Origin of the sequence: Moorena producens 3L, from assembly GCF_000211815.1 — a bacterium.
Classification (GTDB): domain Bacteria; phylum Cyanobacteriota; class Cyanobacteriia; order Cyanobacteriales; family Coleofasciculaceae; genus Moorena; species Moorena producens.
Genome location: NZ_GL890852.1, coordinates 45502 through 65838 on the forward strand (window position 1 = coordinate 45502; position 20337 = coordinate 65838).

The 20337-nt window shown below is 44.2% G+C and carries 19 protein-coding genes and 1 riboswitch; of the genes, 16 read left to right on the plus strand and 3 right to left on the minus strand.

Annotated features, from left to right (window positions below):
- Positions 1-5: 5 nt before the first annotated feature.
- A complete protein-coding gene (locus LYNGBM3L_RS11070) occupies positions 6-1301 on the minus strand; it encodes a molybdopterin molybdotransferase MoeA (RefSeq protein WP_008182472.1) in 1296 nt (431 codons plus the stop codon).
- 205 nt (positions 1302-1506) lie between these two features.
- On the opposite strand from LYNGBM3L_RS11070, the gene LYNGBM3L_RS11075 reads away from it, so the two are divergent.
- From LYNGBM3L_RS11075 to LYNGBM3L_RS11115, 9 genes are all read left to right on the plus strand, one after another.
- The gene (locus LYNGBM3L_RS11075; RefSeq protein ID WP_008182474.1) at positions 1507-2898 is read left to right on the plus strand and encodes a Mur ligase family protein; all 1392 of its coding nucleotides are present in this window, start codon (positions 1507-1509) and stop codon (positions 2896-2898) included.
- 101 nt (positions 2899-2999) lie between these two features.
- Positions 3000-3827, plus strand: coding sequence for a Uma2 family endonuclease (locus LYNGBM3L_RS11080; RefSeq protein ID WP_008182476.1), 828 nt, complete (start codon positions 3000-3002; stop codon positions 3825-3827).
- 16 nt (positions 3828-3843) lie between these two features.
- Positions 3844-5013 carry a DUF58 domain-containing protein gene (locus LYNGBM3L_RS11085; RefSeq protein WP_008182478.1) on the plus strand — a complete coding sequence of 390 codons (1170 nt, stop codon included), beginning with the start codon at positions 3844-3846 and terminating at the stop codon, positions 5011-5013.
- 237 nt (positions 5014-5250) lie between these two features.
- On the plus strand, positions 5251-5616 hold the full coding sequence (locus LYNGBM3L_RS11090) for a ferredoxin-thioredoxin reductase catalytic domain-containing protein (protein ID WP_008182480.1): 366 nt from the start codon (positions 5251-5253) through the stop codon (positions 5614-5616).
- Complete coding sequence (locus tag LYNGBM3L_RS11095; protein WP_008182483.1) at positions 5613-6044, plus strand: DUF309 domain-containing protein; 432 nt, start codon at positions 5613-5615, stop codon at positions 6042-6044. The genes LYNGBM3L_RS11090 and LYNGBM3L_RS11095 overlap by 4 nt, the downstream gene beginning before the upstream one ends.
- Before the next feature lie 212 nt (positions 6045-6256).
- Positions 6257-6739, plus strand: coding sequence for an LptA/OstA family protein (locus LYNGBM3L_RS11100; protein ID WP_044492664.1), 483 nt, complete (start codon positions 6257-6259; stop codon positions 6737-6739).
- A gap of 159 nt (positions 6740-6898) precedes the next feature.
- Positions 6899-7627, plus strand: coding sequence for an LPS export ABC transporter ATP-binding protein (gene lptB, locus LYNGBM3L_RS11105; protein WP_008182487.1), 729 nt, complete (start codon positions 6899-6901; stop codon positions 7625-7627).
- Positions 7628-7665: 38 nt separating this feature from the next.
- Positions 7666-8832, plus strand: coding sequence for an LptF/LptG family permease (locus tag LYNGBM3L_RS11110; protein WP_008182489.1), 1167 nt, complete (start codon positions 7666-7668; stop codon positions 8830-8832).
- A 128-nt stretch (positions 8833-8960) separates the two neighbouring features.
- Positions 8961-10214 carry a hypothetical protein gene (locus tag LYNGBM3L_RS11115; protein ID WP_044492666.1) on the plus strand — a complete coding sequence of 418 codons (1254 nt, stop codon included), beginning with the start codon at positions 8961-8963 and terminating at the stop codon, positions 10212-10214.
- A 234-nt stretch (positions 10215-10448) separates the two neighbouring features.
- Here the strand turns inward: LYNGBM3L_RS11115 and LYNGBM3L_RS11120 are convergent, their stop codons facing one another.
- Positions 10449-11873, minus strand: a complete 1425-nt coding sequence (locus tag LYNGBM3L_RS11120; RefSeq protein ID WP_008182493.1) for an NADP-dependent isocitrate dehydrogenase — start codon at positions 11871-11873, stop codon at positions 10449-10451.
- A 681-nt stretch (positions 11874-12554) separates the two neighbouring features.
- Here LYNGBM3L_RS11120 and LYNGBM3L_RS11125 point away from each other — a divergent pair.
- The 7 genes from LYNGBM3L_RS11125 (at position 12555) to LYNGBM3L_RS48580 (ending at position 19605) form a co-directional block, all read left to right on the plus strand.
- Positions 12555-13265: a response regulator transcription factor gene (locus LYNGBM3L_RS11125; protein ID WP_008182494.1), complete on the plus strand. Its 711-nt coding sequence runs from the start codon at positions 12555-12557 to the stop codon at positions 13263-13265.
- Between the two features lie 773 nt (positions 13266-14038).
- Positions 14039-14170 (plus strand): hypothetical protein, encoded by a 132-nt coding sequence (locus LYNGBM3L_RS48575; RefSeq protein ID WP_267872017.1) that lies wholly within the window; start codon positions 14039-14041, stop codon positions 14168-14170.
- A 26-nt stretch (positions 14171-14196) separates the two neighbouring features.
- A complete protein-coding gene (locus LYNGBM3L_RS11130; RefSeq protein WP_008182497.1) occupies positions 14197-14685 on the plus strand; it encodes an adenylyltransferase/cytidyltransferase family protein in 489 nt (162 codons plus the stop codon).
- Positions 14686-15200: 515 nt separating this feature from the next.
- A complete protein-coding gene (locus LYNGBM3L_RS11135) occupies positions 15201-15938 on the plus strand; it encodes a GUN4 domain-containing protein (RefSeq protein WP_044492691.1) in 738 nt (245 codons plus the stop codon).
- A 189-nt stretch (positions 15939-16127) separates the two neighbouring features.
- Entirely contained in the window at positions 16128-17714 is a 1587-nt protein-coding gene (locus LYNGBM3L_RS11140) for a GAF domain-containing sensor histidine kinase (RefSeq protein ID WP_131827202.1), read from the plus strand.
- A gap of 320 nt (positions 17715-18034) precedes the next feature.
- A complete protein-coding gene (locus tag LYNGBM3L_RS11145; protein WP_008182505.1) occupies positions 18035-19417 on the plus strand; it encodes an IctB family putative bicarbonate transporter in 1383 nt (460 codons plus the stop codon).
- 62 nt (positions 19418-19479) lie between these two features.
- Complete coding sequence (locus LYNGBM3L_RS48580; RefSeq protein ID WP_267872018.1) at positions 19480-19605, plus strand: hypothetical protein; 126 nt, start codon at positions 19480-19482, stop codon at positions 19603-19605.
- A 39-nt stretch (positions 19606-19644) separates the two neighbouring features.
- Here the strand turns inward: LYNGBM3L_RS48580 and smpB are convergent, their stop codons facing one another.
- Entirely contained in the window at positions 19645-20112 is a 468-nt protein-coding gene (smpB, locus tag LYNGBM3L_RS11150) for an SsrA-binding protein SmpB (protein ID WP_008182507.1), read from the minus strand.
- 140 nt (positions 20113-20252) lie between these two features.
- Positions 20253-20337, plus strand: a riboswitch (Glutamine riboswitch).

Sequence of the window (20337 nt, forward strand, 5' to 3'; positions counted from 1 at the left end):
GTGCCCTAGCCTACCTGTAAAACTAATACCGATTCACCAGCCCGAATCAAGGTTTTACCGATTGGCACCACCGCTAGACCATTGGTATAAGCAAGATTAATCAAATTACCAGAACTATGACTACCGCTGGCCAGATGAAATTCGTGGTTACCAGCTGCATCTAAACACAGTTGTCCCCACAGATAAGTTTCCCGGCCTCCACCGGCATGTAAGTCATTACATGCGATCGCTTTGACAAAAACTGGTTTGGAGACTTCCTCCGGTAAACCAGATAGTTTTAACAGTGCTGGTTTAACAAACCGCCAACAACTGACTAGTGCTGAAACGGGATTCCCAGGTAGACCAAAGTACAGTACTGGACGTTTTAAACACGAGGGAGTACTAGAAAGGTCACTGTCTTCTGGGGAATTAGGCAAGGGGGAGGTAAAAGTAGCAACAGTTAGGGGTTTACCGGGTTTAACCGCAACGGAGTGGATGTGAATCTCTGCTCCGAGCTGGGCTAAGATTTTGTCTACATAGTCATAATCCCCCACTGATACACCGCCAGTAGATAGAACCATATCTGCTTCGGATATAGCGTTTGCGATCGCATTTTTTAGATCGTCTGGCTGATCGCGCACAATCCCCATAGGTATGGGTACTCCCCCCAAGAGGGAGACAAAGGTACCCAAGGCATACTGATTAGAATCCACAATTTGACCAGGTTTTAGGGGTTGGTCAGGGGTTACTAGCTCGTTGCCAGTGGAAAAAATTGCCACCCGAGGACGCCGATACACTGTCAGTTGGTTACACTGAGCTGCAGCTAAGACGGCAATTTCTGGAGCACCAAGCCTAATTCCTGGTTTCATAAGACTGGTTTGGGCTTGGTAAAAAGATGCCCGATGACGGACAAAGGCTTGGGGTTGGGGAGCCTCCAAAATCATCACCTGATTGTCCTGGAGCTTGGTGTTTTCTTGCATCACCACCGTATCAGCTCCTTTTGGCATACAACCTCCAGTAAAAATCCGTGACGCTTGTCCCGGTTTGACTTCACATTGGGGTTGATATCCAGCAGGGATTTCTTCGACAATAGTTAAAACTACTGGTTGTTCGCGATTGCAGGATTGGACATCGCTATAACGCACGGCATACCCATCCATGGCTGAATTATCCCAGTGCGGAAAATCTAAGTTACTGGTCACTGTTGCTGCCAGAATTCTATTAGTAGCAGCGGATAGCTCTACCACCTGTGTTTCCAGCCGTGGGTCAAAGGGTTGAACCAAATTGAGAATGATTGACTCTGCTTCTTGAACTGGTAGCATTGCCTATTAAGTATCAAAGATGAACGATGTAGCACTATTGTATGAAGGACAAAGTGAAGGACTTGCGCTGTGGTGGGCGTGAAATCTTCCCTAATTATCCTCTTAATCAATGGTAGGTTTTAGCTTTCATCGGAAATTTCGATTCTGATTCGTTCATCTTCTGTTCCGACTCTTTCATCCACGAACAACTTTTAGCTTTCATCCCGTGACTAGATCAATTATCGATAGATTACGATTAGGGTTATCCGTAGGCATTGCCAAAACCGTCACCGCTCTGGTTCGGTTATTAAACCTAGGGGCAGCAAGTGTTCTGCCTGGAGCAATTGCCCGTCGTCTCCAGCCTCAAGTCCTGCCGTTACTATTAGCTCAGGTCAGACAAGGTGTCATTCTAATTGTTGGTACTAACGGTAAAACTACCACCTCTTTACTCCTGTGCACTATCCTTGAGAGCCAAGGTTGGCGAGTGGCTCACAATGGCACTGGGGCAAATTTGATTAATGGCTTAGTGACAGCACTCCTAGTTCATACCAATGGCATTGGTCAGTTGGATGCTGATTACGCCCTTTTGGAAGTGGATGAAAATGTGCTGCCCTTGGTATTGCTTGATTGTCAGCCTAAGTTCATTTTGGGCTTAAACCTGTTTCGTGACCAGCTCGATCGTTATGGGGAAGTGGATACGATTAGCCGTCGCTGGCAAAATGCGATCGCTCCGTTACCTCAGGAAACCGTTGTGGTTTTAAACGGGGATGACCCTACCCTGTCTTACCTAGGTCAACAGTTACCCCAGAGAGTCTTTTTCTTTGGGTTAAGTGAGCCAGATCTCTATCTTGATGAAATTCCCCATGCGGTTGACTCAATTTACTGCCCCAGTTGTGGACATCCCCTGGACTATGAGGGTGTTTATCTGTCCCATCTAGGAGACTATCACTGTCCTCAATGTGGCTTTAGTAAACCTCAACTCGCAGTCAATAGTAGCCAGTGGCCACAAATATTAATTGGTATCTATAACAAATACAATACATTGGCAGCGGGATTACTAGCCATAGAGATGGGAATTGACCGGGATACCATCTACAACAGTATTAAAACCTTCCGCGCTGCCTTTGGACGAGCAGAAGAATTAGTTGTGGATGGGAAGCAGGTTCGGATTCTGTTATCCAAAAATCCAGTAGGGATGAATGAAACGATTCGAGCTGTTAATGACTTGCAAAAACAAGGTGGAGCATCCACTAAGCTAGTGGTACTCAATGACCGAACCCCTGATGGCACAGATGTGTCTTGGATTTGGGATGTGGATACAGAAAAATTAGTGAACTCAGGGGGAACTGTGGTAGTCAGTGGCGATCGCGTTTATGATATGGCACTCCGTCTAGAATACAGCCAGAATCAAGACCAGAGTCAAGACCAGAATCAAGACCAGAATCAAGACCAGAATCAAGACCAGACTAATTGCGAATTGATTATTAAAGAAGATTTAGCAGAAGCGATCGCTACCGCTTTGGAACAAACTCCAGATCATGAAACCCTTCATATTTTGCCTACTTATTCTGCCATGTTGGAAGTGCGGGGACTTTTGACTGGGCGCAAAATTTTGTAGGTATTTTTAAGGGAGATAATTGGAAAGTTTATTAAGTCCTGACTCATTAAAAATTCTGCCAAAATAAATCTATACCCCCAGTAGGAGCCGATGAAGAAACCATGACTCAAAGTATTGACCCGGTTGTTTTACCTCCTCCTTTCCCAGATCACACCCAACTACCAGAATCAGATGGAAGTTTTGCCAAAAATTTTCATAAACATCCCCAAAGCATCTTACTTACAGATTCCATTGGACCAGTTTTACAGCAAATTCATCCCGATGGACACTATGCCATTGGACAAGACTGTGGTATCTATTGGCGAGAAACTGACCCACCCGAAAAAGGAGCAGAAGCTCCTGACTGGTTTTATGTTCCCAACGTTCCGCCTAAGTTAGATGGTGAAATTCGCCGTTCCTACGTTATATGGCGAGAATATATCGCTCCTTTAATTGCTCTTGAATTTGCCAGTGGGAACGGGGAAGAAGAACGAGACCAAACTCCTCTATCCCGAAGTGAGCAAGGAAAAGTCACTAAACCAGGCAAATTTTGGGTTTATGAGCAGATTATACGCATTGCCTATTACGGCATCTATGAAATCAAAACCGGTAACTTGGAGGTCTATGAATTCCTTAAAGGTTTCTATCACAAAATGAAGCCCAACGAGCGAGGTCATTATCCCATTGAACCATTAGGAATCGAATTGGGATTGTGGCAGGAAACCTATCAAAATCAAAACCAACTCTGGTTAAGGTGGTGGGATAACCAAGGTAATCTATTGCTGATTGGTAATGAGCGGGCTGAAGTGGAACATGCACGAGCTCAAAAAGCTGAACAGGCAATCTTCGAGGCTGTGCCCCGTTTCCTGAAGATGGGACTAACAGTGGAACAGGTGGCAGAAGCCCTTAGCTTGAGTGTAGAACAGGTACGAGAACAAGTTGAGGGTTGAATAACTGTAAAAAGTCATGAGCATTATTAAACAAACCACCGAATGGTTAGAAACCAACTGGGTTAATCCCGCCTATGGAGGTTTGCTTTTAGCAGGTATTGCCATCTGTTTCTTTGGCGCTGCCACCAATACAATGGCAGGATGGCTCTATGTGATCAGTGCGATTATTTTTGCCCTACTGGTAATTGCCGTTATCTTGCCAGTGCGATCGCTTAACCATCTATCAGTACGCCGACGTCCGATCTCACCGGTCAGTGTGGGAGACCAGTTAACCATTGAACTAGAAATCGAAAACCCCACCCTCGGACCTCAAAGCCTATTACAAATTCAGGATATGCTCCCACCAGAACTCGGAGCAATGACCAAAACACCAGTAGCTAGCATTCCAGCCCAAAGTGTCCATCGCTGGGTTTATTACCATCCCACCGCCAAACGAGGAGTCTATCGGTGGCACCAGGTACAATTGAGAACTGCCACACCCTTGGGATTATTTTGGTGCCGTCGCCGTCGATATGTTAGCGCTAGGGCAGTAGTTTATCCCACTGTACTTCCCCTTACTCGCTGTCCCCTAGTGGATGAAATTGGTAAAGAGGACAGTATGCAAGTCCAAAGCGATCGCAAATCTCAATCACTTAGCCAAGACCTTACCAAAGCACTACGACCTTACCGAGTTGGTGACCCTACCCGTCTGATTCACTGGCGCACCAGTGCTCGTTACGGTGAATTACTGGTACGGGAGTTAGAAGTATTGACTGGTTCTCAAGAAATTATCATCTGCCTCGATAGCTCCAGTCAATGGCATCCGGAAGACTTTGAACAAGCCGTTATTGCTGCTGCTTCTATTTACTCCTATGCTTGTCGGACTCAGCCAAATGTCAAATTATGGACACCGAGAACAGGGTTATTGCACGGTAACTCAGTAGTGTTAGAAGCCCTTGCTGCCACCCAAGCCGGAGTTGATGGGAAAGCTGAAGAGCAACCCTATTTACCTCCTTATCTACCCTTGATCTGGCTGACTCAAAATCCTGTTAGTCTTAACTCCCTACCCCCTGGAAGTCGTTGCTTACTTTGGCCAAAAGATGTATCCGTGGTAAACCCAGTCCCACAACTCAAACGCAATAGTGTGGGAATTGTAATTAATACGACTGAGCCCCTAAAACCCCAGTTACAGCAACCGATCCCATAGCCAATAAGCTGTGGAACGCAACGAATTATGAACGTATTAATGGTCGTGTTGTTTGCAGTCTGGTCTTCTGATTTAGGGTAAACGATAGGGTTTTGGTATTTATTAGCACCAATTCAACCGATCGAACAATTATCCTAAACATATGTATCGCTATCCCAACGATCAACAAATATCCGATTTACCTGTAAGACAGTACGATACAATTCTAAGAACTCTTTCACAACTCAATTTTACTAAATGACTACATCACCAATAGCTAATCAAGCCAGTGATAGTAAACTGGAGGCGATGCAAAACTTTGCTCAGACTTATGCTCAGCGCACTGACACTTACTTCTGTGTTGACCCAAGCGTAACTGCTGTGGTGATTGAGGGACTTGCCAAACACAAAGAAGAACTCGGTGCTCCCTTATGCCCTTGCCGCCATTATGAAGACAAAGAAGCAGAGGTGAAAGCTACCTTCTGGAATTGCCCTTGTGTGCCCATGCGGGAACGCAAGGAGTGCCACTGTATGTTATTTTTGACTCCGGATAACGATTTTGCCGGTGATAAGCAAGAAATTTCCCTAGACGAAATTAAAGCTGCGCGAGATAGCATGGCATGACAGCCATAGTACTACCTGAAGAATTTTGGCAGGGTGTCGATCAATTTAATCAGCAAGAGTTTTACGCTTGTCACGACACCCTTGAAGCTTTATGGATAGAAGCAGTTGAGCCGCAAAAGCGATTTTATCAAGGTATTTTACAAATATCTGTTGCCTGCTACCACCTAGGTAATCTAAACTGGCGTGGTGCAGTGGTTTTACTCGGTGAAGGGATCGGACGTCTCAGTAACTATCAACCAGACTATGGGGGGATTGATGTCACTGAGCTACTATCTCAAAGTGTTAATCTCCTACAGGCATTGCAAAACTTTGGCTCAGAGCAAGTTGCTGATTTTGTTAGACAGTTAGAGGCGGCTGACAGCAATGATGTTGTAGTTAGTGGTGAAGGGGTTAGGGGTTTTCCAAAACTCAAGGGAGTTGATGGTTAACAACTAATGGTTAACCATTAACTTGTTAACCATTAGTTGTTAGCACATGCTTTGAAAGGATGAGAAACTTTGTTGGTGGCTAGTCGTCAAAACTAAAACACGTGCCTTAGAGCAAAAAGCCCATTTTCATTCCCAAGCTATGGCTGGATTTGCTTAAACTAGTAGGCAGAACAGCTTATTGGTATTCGAGATCAGTCATCACACACAACAGCATGAAGTCCGACCTTAAATATACTAACCGATTAAGGCATAATCTAGGTCTAAGATTATTCTTGCCAGTTACCTTGGTAGGTGCGATCGCATTACCAACTTTCCTGAACAGCCCCCAAGCAAAAGCCCAAAATAAACCATCAGCAGCTGATGGAAGTGCCTTGACGGTTCGCTCTGATGTCCAGGAAGCTAACTCCAAAACTGGCGTAGTCACAGCCCGTGGCAATGTCCAAATTAACTATCCCGCTCGCCAAATACAAGCAACTGCAGCCCAAGCCCAATACTTCAGCCGTGAGCGCCGTCTGGTTCTCAATGGTAATGTTTTTGTGTTGCAGGAGGGCAATAGTATTCAGGGTGAAACCATTACCTATTTGATTGATGAAGGACGCTTTGTAGCCCTGCCTCAACAGAACCAACAGGTAGAATCAATTTACATCGTTACTGACTCAGACAGCACCACATCACCTGCTCCAGGGCTTCCCTAACTACATAAAACACTACCATCAGCCATTATGGCTTAAAAACTAGATCTTAATTGATAGAATAGCCTGCAACCACTTCTGGTCATTTACTGGTCATTGGTCAATTACTAAGGATATAAGGATTATGGACTATTGACTAATGACTGATTCAAGGTGCTATCCGTGAAAATACTATTAGATAATATCCATAAGTCCTATGGCAGGCGCAGTGTTGTCAGTCGCGTTAATCTTTCCGTTGCCCAAGGGGAAGTTGTAGGGTTGCTTGGTCCTAATGGTGCTGGTAAAACTACAACCTTTTACATTGCCACTGGTCTAGAAAAACCCAATCTGGGTACAGTTTGGCTAGATGATCAAGATATCACTGGCATGCCGATCAATCGGCGAGCGCAGCTAGGTATTGGTTATCTGGCTCAGGAAGCGAGTATCTTCCGCCACCTTAGTGTTCGGGACAATATTCAATTAGTCTTAGAACAAACTGGTGTGCCTCGTGGTGAGTGGGGATTAAGAATGCATTACTTACTCCAAGAGTTTCGTTTGGAAAAAGTCGCCAATACCTTGGGTAATCAAGTGTCTGGAGGAGAGAGACGTCGAACAGAACTGGCAAGAGCCTTAGCTGTTGGTTCACTTGGACCGAAGTTCTTATTCTTGGATGAGCCATTTGCTGGTGTCGATCCCATTGCTGTGTCAGAGATTCAAAAAATTATGGCTCGATTACGCGATCGCCAAATGGGAATTCTGGTGACTGACCACAATGTAAGAGAAACCCTAGCGATTACTGACCGCGCCTACATTATGCGAGAAGGACAAATCCTGGCTGCCGGGAGTGCTGAAGAACTTTATGATAATCCTTTAGTACGTAAGTATTACTTAGGGACAGGGTTTCAACGATAAAAGAAGCTATTAAAAATTAATTTAGTGATTAGCACATCATGAAATTTGGTAAATCCAAGTCCATCATTGCACTAATGCCTGGCTTATCAGTGATGGATCGGTACATCGTATTTGAGCTAATCCCACCACTGCTGTTTGGTATAGGTGCTTTTTCATCACTTGGTGTAGCTATTGGAACCCTATTTGAGTTGGTTCGCAAAGTTACTGAAGCAGGATTACCACTGGGAATTGCACTTCAAGTGCTACTGTTGCAGATACCCCAGTTTATTTCCTATGCTTTACCAATGTCGATGCTCCTAGCTGCTCTGATGGCATACTCTCGCCTCAGTAGCGATAGTGAGTTGATTGCCATGCGTAGCTTTGGGGTAAGCATCTACCGACTCGTAATACCTGCTGTAGTGGTGAGTTTGCTCGTTACAAGTCTGACATTTGTATTTAATGAATTAGTGGTTCCTGCGGCTAACTACCAGTCCAAAATCACCTTAGATAAAGCGCTCAAAAAAGAAAGACCATCTTTTCAGGAAAGGAACATATTTTATCCCGAATATCAAAAAGTAAAGCTACCCAATGGCAAAAAAGTAAACAAAATTAAGCGTTGGTTCTACGCCGAGCAATTTGATGGTAAGCAGATGAGAGGCTTGACAATTTTAGACTTTTCTCAGACCGGTCTAGAACAAATTGTTACCTCTGAGTCTGCCGTTTGGAACCCCACTGAAAATTTATGGGATTTTTTAGATGGAACCATCTATATTATATCTCCCGATGCTTCTTACCGCAATATCCTCAGATTTCAAAAACAAAAGCTACAACTTCCTAGAACACCTTTGGATTTGGCAAAAAAAAATCGTGACTATGGTGAAATGAACATTGCTCAGTCTCTAGAGCGTTTGGAGGTATTACGCCATAGTGGTAATGCTAAAAAAATCCGTAAACTTAGGATCAGAATTCAACAAAAAATATCTTTTCCCTTTGTTTGTCTAGTTTTTGGTTTAGTGGGAGCCTCCTTGGGAACTCGTCCTCAACGTACAGGTAAAGCAACCAGTTTCGGCATTAGTGTTTTAGTGATTTTTTCTTACTACTTATTAGGATTTATAACGAATGCCCTAGGTCTAGTTAACATTTTCTCTCCTTTGATGGCAGCCTGGTTGCCTAATTTATTTGGACTAGGTGCGGGAGGATTGTTGTTATATAGGGCTGCCCGATAGGTAGGCTCGATAGCTAGGTAGTTATTGTTGCTAATTGTAAATTGCTAATTGTAAACCTGAATCCGTTGATTAGAGGCTAGCATCAAGTTACAGCGAAGCTGAAATATTTAACATCGTTGAAACCTGCCATGTCTTATCGTCATCAACCTCCTGCCTACCTCCGCTATTGGAAAGCTCAACTACAACCTTTGGGACGACCAGCATTTTGGGGAGCAGCTGTCTTGTTATCCCTAATGTTGTGGTTTGTCCGGGAATACTGGAACCGTCCAGAATTGTTAAGGGCAATTGGGATCAATCAAGTGGCTGACACTGATACTCCCACCGTTGAACCAACCCTGTCTTCTGAAGATGATGAACTAGCAGCAACGTTGGCTGATATTGATAATTCTGCCGTGCTATTAGCAGAGCTCGAAGCGCTAAGTGCTATATCAGTACCACCACAGCAAACCAATAAAGCCAGAAAGTCTAAAACCAAAAATTCGGAAGGGTTATTTACTCAAGTTATTCAGCAGACAAAAGCTAACTCCCAAGCAACATCACCTTTACTAACGCCAAACGTCCAACCTCAGCAGTCCTCAAAAGCCAGAAATCCGTTTGTTACATCTACAAACGATTTGTTTAATATCCCTCCTGTTCCTGGGACTGGCTTACTGACCAATCCTAACTCTGTTAATCAGAGATCTTTATCCTCAAGCACACTGAACCAGACTAATTCTGTATTGGGGTTGGGTTCCTTCAATTCCCCCTACACTAATCCAGCCGAGTTACCAGTCAGCCCTTTACAGGAAGCCTTGAATAGGCTTAATGCTGCTAAGTCTAATACCGGTAATAGCAAAGCTCAACTACCCGCTAACATATTGCCTTCAAACATCTCCTATGGAAACAGGGGAGTTCTCGAACAACGGAACTCAGGAACTCAGGAAATTAAAGCTAGGGGGGGAATACCGTTGAGTGCAACTGGCAATCAAGCATTACCGACTCCCTCCTATCCAGGACAAATTACCTATCCTGGGGTAACAACACCAGGTTTAACCGGCAACAGGAATTTCTCGACCACACCCACAACAGCTCCTTATCCAGGACAAATTAATTATCCTGGAGTCAATCTACCTCGAACAAGGAACGATAGAACTTTTCCGACAACACCTACAGTACCTACAGTTCCTCTCAATTCCAACACCTACTCTAGTCCATTCCGGCAAGCTACCGGTGTACCAACGGCAGCACCGCTTACACCAGTAGCACCGCAAGGAACTAGTAAATTGGGGCAATTTTCTACCCAGTCTACTAGTCAAAATCAGTTTTTCAATCAGCCTCAGTTAAAGTCTAAGCTTGAACCAAGTCAGCTGAGGCGACCTAAAATTATCATTTCCAATCCTTGACATTCCCCGGTATCCCATACGCGGAGATTCTCCCTTAATAAATTTTGGTTAATCGACTCGCCCTAACCTGACAGCTTGACAGCAACCAAGGGCTTAGGGCAAATCTTCCCAAGGATTGCCCTTAAATGTAGACTTGCACGTTCGGTTCATCGACCCAGTTTCTGGCATGGCCTGTCGTAAAAAGTTTGCTCAAAACCTCTGTTGATCGGGTTACCAACTTAAAAGACTCAAGTGTCAACTAAAATATTTAATGATTGCCTCAGCAAACTCAGAACACTTCAGGGGAGGTTCTACGGGTGGAGTCATCATCCGGGCTAGGTCATAAGTAACTTCCCGGTTAGCGATCGCATCTGATATCCCCTTCTTAATCAAATCAGCAGCTTCTTGCCAACCCATATACTCTAGCATCATCACTCCTGATAAAATCACAGAGCCTGGATTGACCCGGTCTAGACCCGCATGTTTGGGAGCTGTGCCATGGGTGGCTTCAAAAATCGCACACGTGTCACCAATATTAGCTCCTGGACCCATACCTAATCCACCAACCATAGCAGCAGCAGCATCGGATAGGTAATCACCATTGAGATTCATCGTGGCCAGAATAGAGTATTCCGCTGGTCGAGTCTGGATTTGTTGGAAAATGCTGTCCGCAATCCGGTCATTGACCATCACCTTATCTTGCCATTGACCTTGCCCATGGGTGTCCCATATGGAATTAAGGACATTTTCCACTTCCTGGATCACTTTCGCCTGTTTTTCTGGGGTCAAGGCATCATAACCGGGTTCAATCGCGCGAGCATTATCTTCCAGGGTAATGTCAGGATTTTGCTCTTTGTTGCTGAGAATCCAAGATTCCCGTTCAGTTATACATTCTGCTCGAAACTCTGTGGTTGTTAGTTCATAACCCCAGTCCCGGAACGCGCCTTCGGTATACTTCATAATATTCCCCTTATGTACCAAAGTCACCATCTGCTTAGGCTTAGGTAGCCTGAGGGCATGTTGGATGGCGCGGCGCACTAAACGCTGGGAGCCAGTTTTACTGATGGGTTTAATGCCAATACCAGCATCTAAGGGAATCTGTTTTTTGCCATGTTCTGGAGTCGCTGGGATTAGATCCTGATTGAGTAAAGTAATCAATTTTTCACCAACTTCGCTTCCTTTGGGCCATTCAATACCCAAGTAGATATCTTCTGTATTTTCCCGATAGACAATTACATCCAGTTTCTCTGGAGTTTTGTGGGGAGAGGGGGTTCCTGGGTAGTACTTACAGGGACGCACACAGGCGTAGAGGTCATTAATTTGCCGCAGGGCAACATTGAGAGAGCGCATACCACCACCCACAGGAGTTGTCAAGGGTCCTTTGATAGCAATGCCGTATTCTTTGATGGCATTTAGGGTGTCTTGGGGTAAATACTGATAAGTACCGTACTTTTCGCAAGCTTCGTCACCCGCATAGATTTTAAACCAGCTGATGCTGCGATCGGCACCATAGGCGCATTCGACCGCTGCATCAATTACCTTCTGGGCAGCTGGCCAGATATCGACGCCAGTACCATCTCCGCGAATAAACGGAATAATTGGGTTGTCAGGAACAATGGGTTGACCATCCTTGTAGGTAATGGCAGAACCAGTCTGGCAAGGGGAGATTTTCTCGTACATAAAGTAGTTTTAATGAATTTCAGATGGAAGTTGGCAATAGACCTATAGTCAGAAAACTACCAGATCTCCTGCATTGGGCTTGAGACATTAAGCTTTTTTGCTGATCAACCCCAGGTAGATGGTAGTTGAGGTAAAGTCTATCTATAGGGGGATGGCAAAAAATATACCCTAGTTAATCTTCTCATTAAGATGATTACTAATTGACAGGGCAAGAGTGACAGAAAGAGCAGGTAGTTGTTGAGCTTTCTTCCCGAAAATTCCCATTTCTGGGTATTAGCATAAGTGAACGTAGTTCAAGTTCAAAGCTTTGATGAAGTTATTACACCATGGCTCAACTGTTTGAAATCAGCCTTTATGCTGAAATAGGGGTTCTATAGCTTAAGTTCTCCTGTAATAGGAAGGTGTTCAACTGTTTTACAACAGTCAGCCAAGGCTGCTTTGTGCAGCGCCATCGCTCCTAAAAAATTGCTTGGGTGATGTGTCAATAGTTAGGGCTTCAACACCGAAACTTACAGTGTTATTAGCATAGATTCTGCCTATGGTCAATCGAATTACGATCAAAAGATATGGTGTATTGTTTGTCTGAGTGGGCCTTTCACAGACTTCCAGCCAGATGGCAGCAGCATCAATTCATGACCAATTGGCAGGAGTGTTTGTAGAAAAGGTGGCTCCAGAAAGAATATGAAAAAGATTTTAGTTGTTGACGATGATAAAACCCTGCTAACTCTTTTGAAGCGCTACCTGGAACATCGAGGATACCAGGTAGAACAAGTGTGTTCGGGAACTGAAGCCTTAGAAGCTTGTGTCAAAAATCCACCGGATTTGGTAGTTTCTGATGTGCTGATGCCGGAGATGGATGGTCTAGAGTTTTGCCGTCGTCTGAGAAACATTCCCAATGGTAGGCTGATGCCATTTATTTTTTTGTCTAGCAAAGCAGAATTAGAAGACCGTATTAATGGTCATTCTATGGGAGCAGATGATTATTTAACTAAACCAGTTGCTCCGAGAGAATTAGAGGCAAAAATAGAAGCACTGCTAGAGCGCTCGCACCGTATCCATGCTGAAATTGTCCGGTTGATGCAGCAAGCTACTGCTATAGCTCCTGGCCATTTAGCTAACCAATTATCAACCTCAGCATCTGCTGAGAATTCTAAAACTTTGGCTCAGGTAGGGGCAAAACCTAAACCTCTACCCTTGACACCAGCAGAAGAACGAGTATTTTGGCAAGTTATTCAGGGGTTAACCAACAAAGAAATAAGCGATCGCCTATTTATCAGCCCTCGTACTGTGCAGACTCACCTCAGTAGCATACTCCATAAGTTGAAACTACATAATCGTAGCCAATTGGTGCGCTTTGCCTATGAGCAGGGATACAAACGTCCCAAGGAGTAGACATGAAAGGAATTTTCCCTCAAACGGCGAAATCGGGTTTATTGGTCAATCTTCAATTGTGACGGAGCTGCCTTGTATTTATACTTCCCACAGAAATCAACTGAGCTTTTATTTAACTATCAGCTATCACCCATCTGCCAATTTCCTAACTGCTGACCTAGACAAGCTAACCCCTCACAGTTTAACTGATCAGCTTTCAACTTCTTCCGCAACCAGTGTCCGGTCTACCGGACGGTCGGTGGTGAGAGGTCAGATGAACTGAAGTAAAATCGCCGCCAAAATGGGTTATCGATTTTGAGCAAAAGTTTGAGCCTATGTGTACTAGGACTGCCCTTTTCCATGAACGGAAGATTCAACGAATTGCGGACAGGGTTTTCCGGAACTTCAGATAAGTCTTTTTTAGTATATAACTGGAACCGAAATCAGCTAAGGCACTTTTGCTTCGCTCAAACCGTTGACCCAGTAGGCAGTGTTAGCTAGCAATCGGAACATCGAAGCACTGGGGATCTCAGAGAATCCCCTCGGTTATAGAAAAAATATTCTGGTGTGGTGGAATCGTTAACTCGAATCGCGCTTGCTCCCCTTTTTCAAAGAAGTAAGGAGAGGATGTAAGCGGCGAACGAAGAATGAGTGAGCAATTTTTTGGATATGTTTTCAGAATCCGATTTACATCGCCTGTATAATAGTATTGGTTCCTGAACTGGCCTACTAACTAAAAGCCAACAGTTACCATATATCAGAGCTTGGTAAATCTGTCAAACCCCCTGACCCTCTTGGTAAAAAATCCAATCAACATCGTAGACGGCAAATTAGAAATCAGCTCCTTCGGGGCGAGGGAGCTAGCCTTGGTAGTAGAGAAACCTACTACCGAAGTAAGTCCTTTTAACTCAGAACTCTCTGGCTGACTCACTCAGAACTATTTTCAAGTTAGATGACTGGAATTTACACTGCAGATGAATTACAACAGCTGATCACCCAGGAGTCAGAGCGATGGCGACCACTGGTATTTACTAATGGGTGTTTTGATCTACTACACATTGGTCATGTCCGTTACTTAAAGATTGCCAAATCCTTGGGTTCGTCTCTAGTGGTCGGGCTAAATAGTGATCAATCAGTAAACCGCATTAAACCATCACAGCCAGGATATCCTTCCCGACCACTGGTTCCTGAAATACAGAGGGCAGAAATTCTGGCAACTCTCAAACCCGTAGATGGGGTAGTGATTTTTGCTGAAACCACAGCTAATCGTTTAATTGAAGCACTGCAACCAGAGGTGTACGTTAAAGGGGGTGACTACACTTTATCCACTTTACCAGAAGCCAAAATTGTTCAATCCTACGGGGGGCGGATTGAGTTAGTCCAGGTTGAATTTCCTACCTCCACTACTCAAATCATTAACCGCATTCTTCAGGCTCGATAAGCAGGTGAGAATAGAGAATGGTTGAAATTTGGTAAGTTGTTGTGCTTGTAAATTGATTATTTGTCAATTTTGGAAAAAACTTTTTATACCCTCGGATGTTGTCTCTCCCTCACCGGTATCTCCCTATCTACTTCAGTATAGGCTGGCTTACATTAGGCATGATAGCACGCTTACATTAGGTACTAAGCACGCTTAAACACTTACACGCTTAACTATTAACCATTAACCAAAGCCAACACCTAACCCATAACCCCTAACAATTAACCTGCAAGTTAATTGTTCCACCAGGTTATGAGTGAAGCACCGCTACAGACAATTGACGGACTAGGCTCGGTGAAATTTTGGCACAAGTTCTTGATCGTAAAAGGTTTAAGCTTAGACAATTATAAGCTTTAAGGTTGTATACAAGCGGTTCCTTGCCGTAGTCTAGGTTAAAAGCATCAACTTGCTTGACTCTCGACTTTAAAAGCTATCACATTCAACCTTCTTGAGTGCAACCTCAAACCCTACCCTTCATGAGCGATCAAACGGCCCGGTTCCCAGCAGAAGTCTCTAACACAGTTGCCGAACTCCAGCGCCAGCTAAAGTCTAGTTCTGAAAAAAAACAACAGGCTTTGATTCAGGAACTTGCCAGCACTGGCACTGCCGGGTTAGACGTGTTAATGGAATTTTTACAGGAGCAACATGCCAACCCGACTATCCTCAGTGCTGGTTTTGCCTATCAAGCCCTCCATCAAGCCAATATGCCCAAAACCAATGAATTTCTGCAAACTTATTTTCCTACTGGGGTTGTACCCCTACGTTCTGAAGCAGGCATTGATTACACACCCGTGCAACAGCTGCTAGTTAAACAAGACTTTCTCGCAGCTGACCGTCTTACTCTCGAAAAACTCTGTGAGTTAGCAGGAGCTGCTGCTGTACAGAGAAGATGGCTGTATTTTTCGGAAGTAGACAATTTCCCGATTACGGATTTGCAAACTATTGATATCTTGTGGGTTATTCACTCTCAAGGCAAATTTGGATTTTCTGTGCAGCGGGAGCTTTGGTTGTCTTTAGGCAAGAACTGGGAAAAACTTTGGCCAAAAATTGGTTGGAAAACTGGCAATCGCTGGACCCGATATCCCCATGAGTTTATCTGGGATCTCAGTGCACCAAAAGGTCATTTGCCTCTTTCGAATCAGCTCAGAGGTGTTCGGGTATTTTCCTCTTTGCTTTCTCATCCAGCTTGGTCTACTCAGACATCACTCCCATAAGCGGTCAGGAACGAAACAACCGCAAAAATGCTTCTGATACCAAAAAAAATGGCATTATTTAAGCATTTATTTTCCTGAGAATTTGTTTACTTCACTACTCTATCTGGGAACCTTAAGTGTTGTGGGTAGCACTACAGTAGCCAGTGGACTGTGGTGCTACCAAAGGTAACCATGGGGAATGGGTTGGTTATGGCAAAAGAAAATCAAATTTTTTGTACTTTGGATGGTTTGACTGCTAAAGAACGGAAAAAAAAACGACTGAAAACTCTTCGGGATTTAGGTCTACTCGAAGCAGAAACAGTACCAGTTTTCGACGAGGCAACTCAGACTACTGCCAGATTTTTAGATGTGCCTATCTGCATTTTGGGCTTTATGGTACAAACGCAACAGCACATCAAATCAGCTGTGGGATTATCTAGAATCGGGCTAATGAATCGAGTGGCACAGTCCCGTCAGTTGCCCCGTAGTGAATGCTTTTGTAGCTATGTAGTAGATAGTCATCAAATGTTGGCGATTAATGATACAGTCGCCAACCCTGTCTTTGCTAGTAGTGTACTGGTTCACCACTACGGTATCCGTTCTTACTTAGGTGCACCACTGTTAACTGCTGACGGAGAGTGTTTAGGTACCCTAGCAGTTATGGATTTAGTACCTCGCAATTTTACCACCAAAGATTATGAGTTTTTGGCAATTACCGCTCGCTGGAGTCTCAGTGAATTTGAGCGGAATCATTTTTTGAAAAAAGAGCGTGACCGCTTTGTTAACTGGCTAACTAACTCTTCAACAGAGCCTCAGCACTCTCAGGAAGTCGAGTCTGATCGCCAAACTTCTAGCCCTAGGAATGTCTCTCTAGATGGGATAGCTGGTTTTAACTCAGTTCACACCATTAAGTACAAATTACTAACTCAGCTGACACAGGAATTGCGCACACCTCTAACATCGATTATGGGAATGGCTAGTGTATTAAGTCGCCAAGTTTATGGGTCTTTGACTGATAAACAAAAAGAATATCTAGAAATTGTTTATTGCAGTGGTCGTCAGCTGGTCTTGATGGTTGATGAAATTCTTTGCTTGGGGATTTTTGATGAAAACAGCGAACAACTAAATTTAACTGCTGTAGATATTGAAATGCTCTGTCAACAAGCAATGAACAATTTAGCACAGATAGCCCAGCAACATCGACAAAAGTTGCATCTATCTGTAGAGCCAGGTAATCGCATCTGGTTTCTGGATAAAGAAAAGGTACGACAAATGCTATATTACCTCATATTCAGTGTGATTTACTCGGCTGAGGCAGGGGGTGAAGTACGCATCCATGTCTCTCGAAAAACTGATTTGGAGAGGGCTAATGTCGTGTCTTTGAAAATCGCGGTTTGGGTTTCTCACCCCTGGCTCGGAGATGGTCTACCTCAGATGTACGGACAAATTTATGAGTTACCGTTACAATCCCCCTCAGCAGCAGCAGCGGTTGCTAATGCTTTAGAAACCCCATTCATCACTGAAGCACTGGGAATAAGTGAACTACCTTCGAGTTCAAACTTCCTCTGTGACAATCAGTTTTTATCCAGTTCTTTTGATCCAGAAACTACTAGTTGGGGTTCTGAATCGGAAAAAAGACCTCAGAATAGTGAATCTCGTGAAAGTTTAGGGCTATTACTAAGCTGCCATTTAGCTAAACGCCATAGAGGAAAAATTTCTGTTCAAGGTTTGCCAGAGTTAGGGTATCGGTACGTGATTACTTTACCGCAATTAGAGTCTCCTGATCAAAACTGTTAAACCACTGTTCCGATTCATTGACTCATATGTTAAACTAATCTAGGCAACGGTACTGTCAAGGTGATCTAGCCATCAGACCTAGACCGTATTTATCAAAAAAACTCATAAATAGAAGACTAACGGCTGATAAAGGTTGCTCAGTTAATAAATTATTTAATTTTGCTTAGTCTTTCTGAAGTGGTCGATAGCAAAAGTGCTAAAGACCCCCTGAGAACGCCAGCTTTTCGGGAAGCGTCGAAAAGTTTTTTAGTATTTGGTGAAGGAATCCTGATATAAAATCAAAGATTATAGATGAGGTGGGTTCAAATAAAAAATAGACAATGAATTCAGCATGGGCTAAGTTTACTCTTTCAAATTTACAGCTGTATCGGTGGCGAGGCACTAGCTATTTGTATCGCCTGGTAGGACTCCTAGATGCTTGGCGTCAGAGTAGCTTGCTCCTACAGTGGTCTGACCCAATAGGAGCGATGATAGTTGCTCTGGTGTTAAGTTTAGCTCCTTTTGTTTCCAATGCTCTAGTAGGCATCTTGTTAATTGCAAGTGCAGGGTTATGGGTATTGCTAACCTTATCCGATGATATAGGAAAGCCGAAGGTAAGCCCCATTCATCTGTTAGTTTTTTTGTACTGGAGTGTTGCCACTATAGCCACCGCACTCTCTCCGGTGAAAGGGGCTGCCTCTAGTGGTTTGGTAAAATTAACCCTTTATTTGTTCTTTTTTGCCCTGATGGCAAGGGTATTACGTTCTCGTCCCCTTCGTAGCTGGATTATTACCCTCTTTCTCCATATCTCACTAATTGTCAGTATTTACGGCTTGCGGCAGTGGTTTTTTGGGGCTGAAGCATTAGCTACCTGGGTAGACCCCACTTCAGCAGCAGCAAAACTGACGCGGGTTTATAGTTATCTGGGCAACCCGAATTTACTAGCTGGTTATCTGATCCCAGCAGTAGCATTGAGTTTGGCAGCAGTATTTGTCTGGCAGGGTTTGCTCCCCAAAGCCTTAGCACTGACGATGGTAGTCGTGAATTCAATTTGTCTAGTGCTAACCTTTAGTCGGGGTGGATGGATTGGTTTTGTTGTTTGTATTTTCGTCTTCTTGATCCTGCTGGTGTATTGGTACAGTGTGCAGTTGCCCCCTAAATTACGCCCTTGGGCAATGCCAGCACTATTAAGCAGTTGTGCTGGGGTGATGCTTCTCGCCGTCATGTTTGTTCCAGCTATACGCGATCGCATTGCTAGTATTTTTGTTGGTCGGGAAGATAGTAGTAACAACTTCCGCATGAATGTTTGGTCTGCGGTGATGGACATGATTCGTGACCGACCCATCATTGGCATTGGTCCAGGTAACAACGCCTTCAACAAAATCTATCCCCTTTTCCAACGCCCCAAATATACCGCCCTCAGTGCCTATTCCATTTTCCTAGAAACTGCCGTAGAAATGGGTTTGATCGGGATGTTATGTTTCCTTTGGTTGCTGATAGTCACCTTCAACCAAGGCATGCAACAACTGAGTCGTCTGAGAAATTTAGCGAACCGTCAGGGATTTTGGCTGATGGGAGCCATTGCCACCATGTCAGGAATGCTCGCCCATGGTCTGGTAGATACCGTTTGGTACCGTCCTCAAGTGCAGACCCTATGGTGGCTAGTCGTCGCCATTATTGCCAGTTTCTATGTCAATCCAAATTCTGACCCGTCAAAAGTTTAAAGTTTGCAGGTTGCTTTGCAGGTTGCAGGTTACAAGTTACCAAGTTACAGGTTGCTAGTTTTGTGCTGACCAAACAACCTTCAACCTACCCTACGGGAACGCCAAGAGCGAACAACCTTCAACCTTCAACCTACCAACCTTCAACCTTCAACCTTCAACCTTCAACCTTCAACCTACCAACCAACTAACCAACCTTGGCCTTTCGGCCACGCGATCGCGTTCAACCTTCAATAACGTTTAATAGCCCTTGCCATATCTCGCTGATCCTGACGCCTCTTGATCGTCTCCCGCTTATCATGGAGCTTTTTCCCTCTGCCCAAACCAATGCTGACTTTAACCAAGCCGCGCTTCAAATAAATCTTTAAGGGGACAAGGGTTAAACCTTGCTGTTCTAATTTACCGGTGAGCTTATTGATTTCCTTACGGTGCAGCAGTAGTTTTCGGCTGCGACGGGGGTCATGATTAAAATATTCGTTGATATTTTGGTACGGAGAGATATGGACATTGAGCAGCCAGGCTTCCCCACCACGAATCAACCCATAGCCATCCCGCAAGTTGACCTTGCCAACTCGGATAGACTTCACCTCCGTTCCCTTTAACTCAATCCCAGCCTCGTAAGTCTCTAAAATTTCGTAGCGGAAACGAGCTTGTCGATTATCACTAATAACTTTATAACTTTCACCTTTATCACTCATAGTGTTGCCACTCCCACAGGCTTGCAGTTATCTAACTCTAGCGCCTGAGGTTAGAACTGGCGACAACGCGAAACTATTAACTTTTATGAAGATATTGACATTTACCTGAAAAACGGTAAAAATAGATACAGAAACATAAAATCGTTCATCTCTTCATGAATTAACCATAGGTGAGCAAGCTTCATGGAGAGACGGAAGTAAGGATGAATCCTGAAGGAACGCGCC

Bases quoted from the DNA above. Each gene is read 5' to 3' on its own strand.
- LYNGBM3L_RS11110 (WP_008182489.1), top strand. From the start codon at position 7,666: ATGAAATTTGGTAAATCCAAGTCCATCATTGCACTAATGCCTGGCTTA.
- LYNGBM3L_RS11070 (WP_008182472.1), bottom strand. From the start codon at position 1,301: ATGCTACCAGTTCAAGAAGCAGAGTCAATCATTCTCAATTTGGTTCAA.
- LYNGBM3L_RS11090 (WP_008182480.1), top strand. From the start codon at position 5,251: ATGACTACATCACCAATAGCTAATCAAGCCAGTGATAGTAAACTGGAG.
- LYNGBM3L_RS11100 (WP_044492664.1), top strand. From the start codon at position 6,257: ATGAAGTCCGACCTTAAATATACTAACCGATTAAGGCATAATCTAGGT.
- LYNGBM3L_RS11085 (WP_008182478.1), top strand. From the start codon at position 3,844: ATGAGCATTATTAAACAAACCACCGAATGGTTAGAAACCAACTGGGTT.
- LYNGBM3L_RS11120 (WP_008182493.1), bottom strand. From the start codon at position 11,873: ATGTACGAGAAAATCTCCCCTTGCCAGACTGGTTCTGCCATTACCTAC.
- LYNGBM3L_RS11095 (WP_008182483.1), top strand. From the start codon at position 5,613: ATGACAGCCATAGTACTACCTGAAGAATTTTGGCAGGGTGTCGATCAA.
- smpB (WP_008182507.1), bottom strand. From the start codon at position 20,112: ATGAGTGATAAAGGTGAAAGTTATAAAGTTATTAGTGATAATCGACAA.
- LYNGBM3L_RS11130 (WP_008182497.1), top strand. From the start codon at position 14,197: ATGACTGGAATTTACACTGCAGATGAATTACAACAGCTGATCACCCAG.
- LYNGBM3L_RS11145 (WP_008182505.1), top strand. From the start codon at position 18,035: ATGAATTCAGCATGGGCTAAGTTTACTCTTTCAAATTTACAGCTGTAT.
- LYNGBM3L_RS11125 (WP_008182494.1), top strand. From the start codon at position 12,555: ATGAAAAAGATTTTAGTTGTTGACGATGATAAAACCCTGCTAACTCTT.
- LYNGBM3L_RS11135 (WP_044492691.1), top strand. From the start codon at position 15,201: ATGAGCGATCAAACGGCCCGGTTCCCAGCAGAAGTCTCTAACACAGTT.
- LYNGBM3L_RS11115 (WP_044492666.1), top strand. From the start codon at position 8,961: ATGTCTTATCGTCATCAACCTCCTGCCTACCTCCGCTATTGGAAAGCT.
- LYNGBM3L_RS11080 (WP_008182476.1), top strand. From the start codon at position 3,000: ATGACTCAAAGTATTGACCCGGTTGTTTTACCTCCTCCTTTCCCAGAT.
- LYNGBM3L_RS11140 (WP_131827202.1), top strand. From the start codon at position 16,128: ATGGCAAAAGAAAATCAAATTTTTTGTACTTTGGATGGTTTGACTGCT.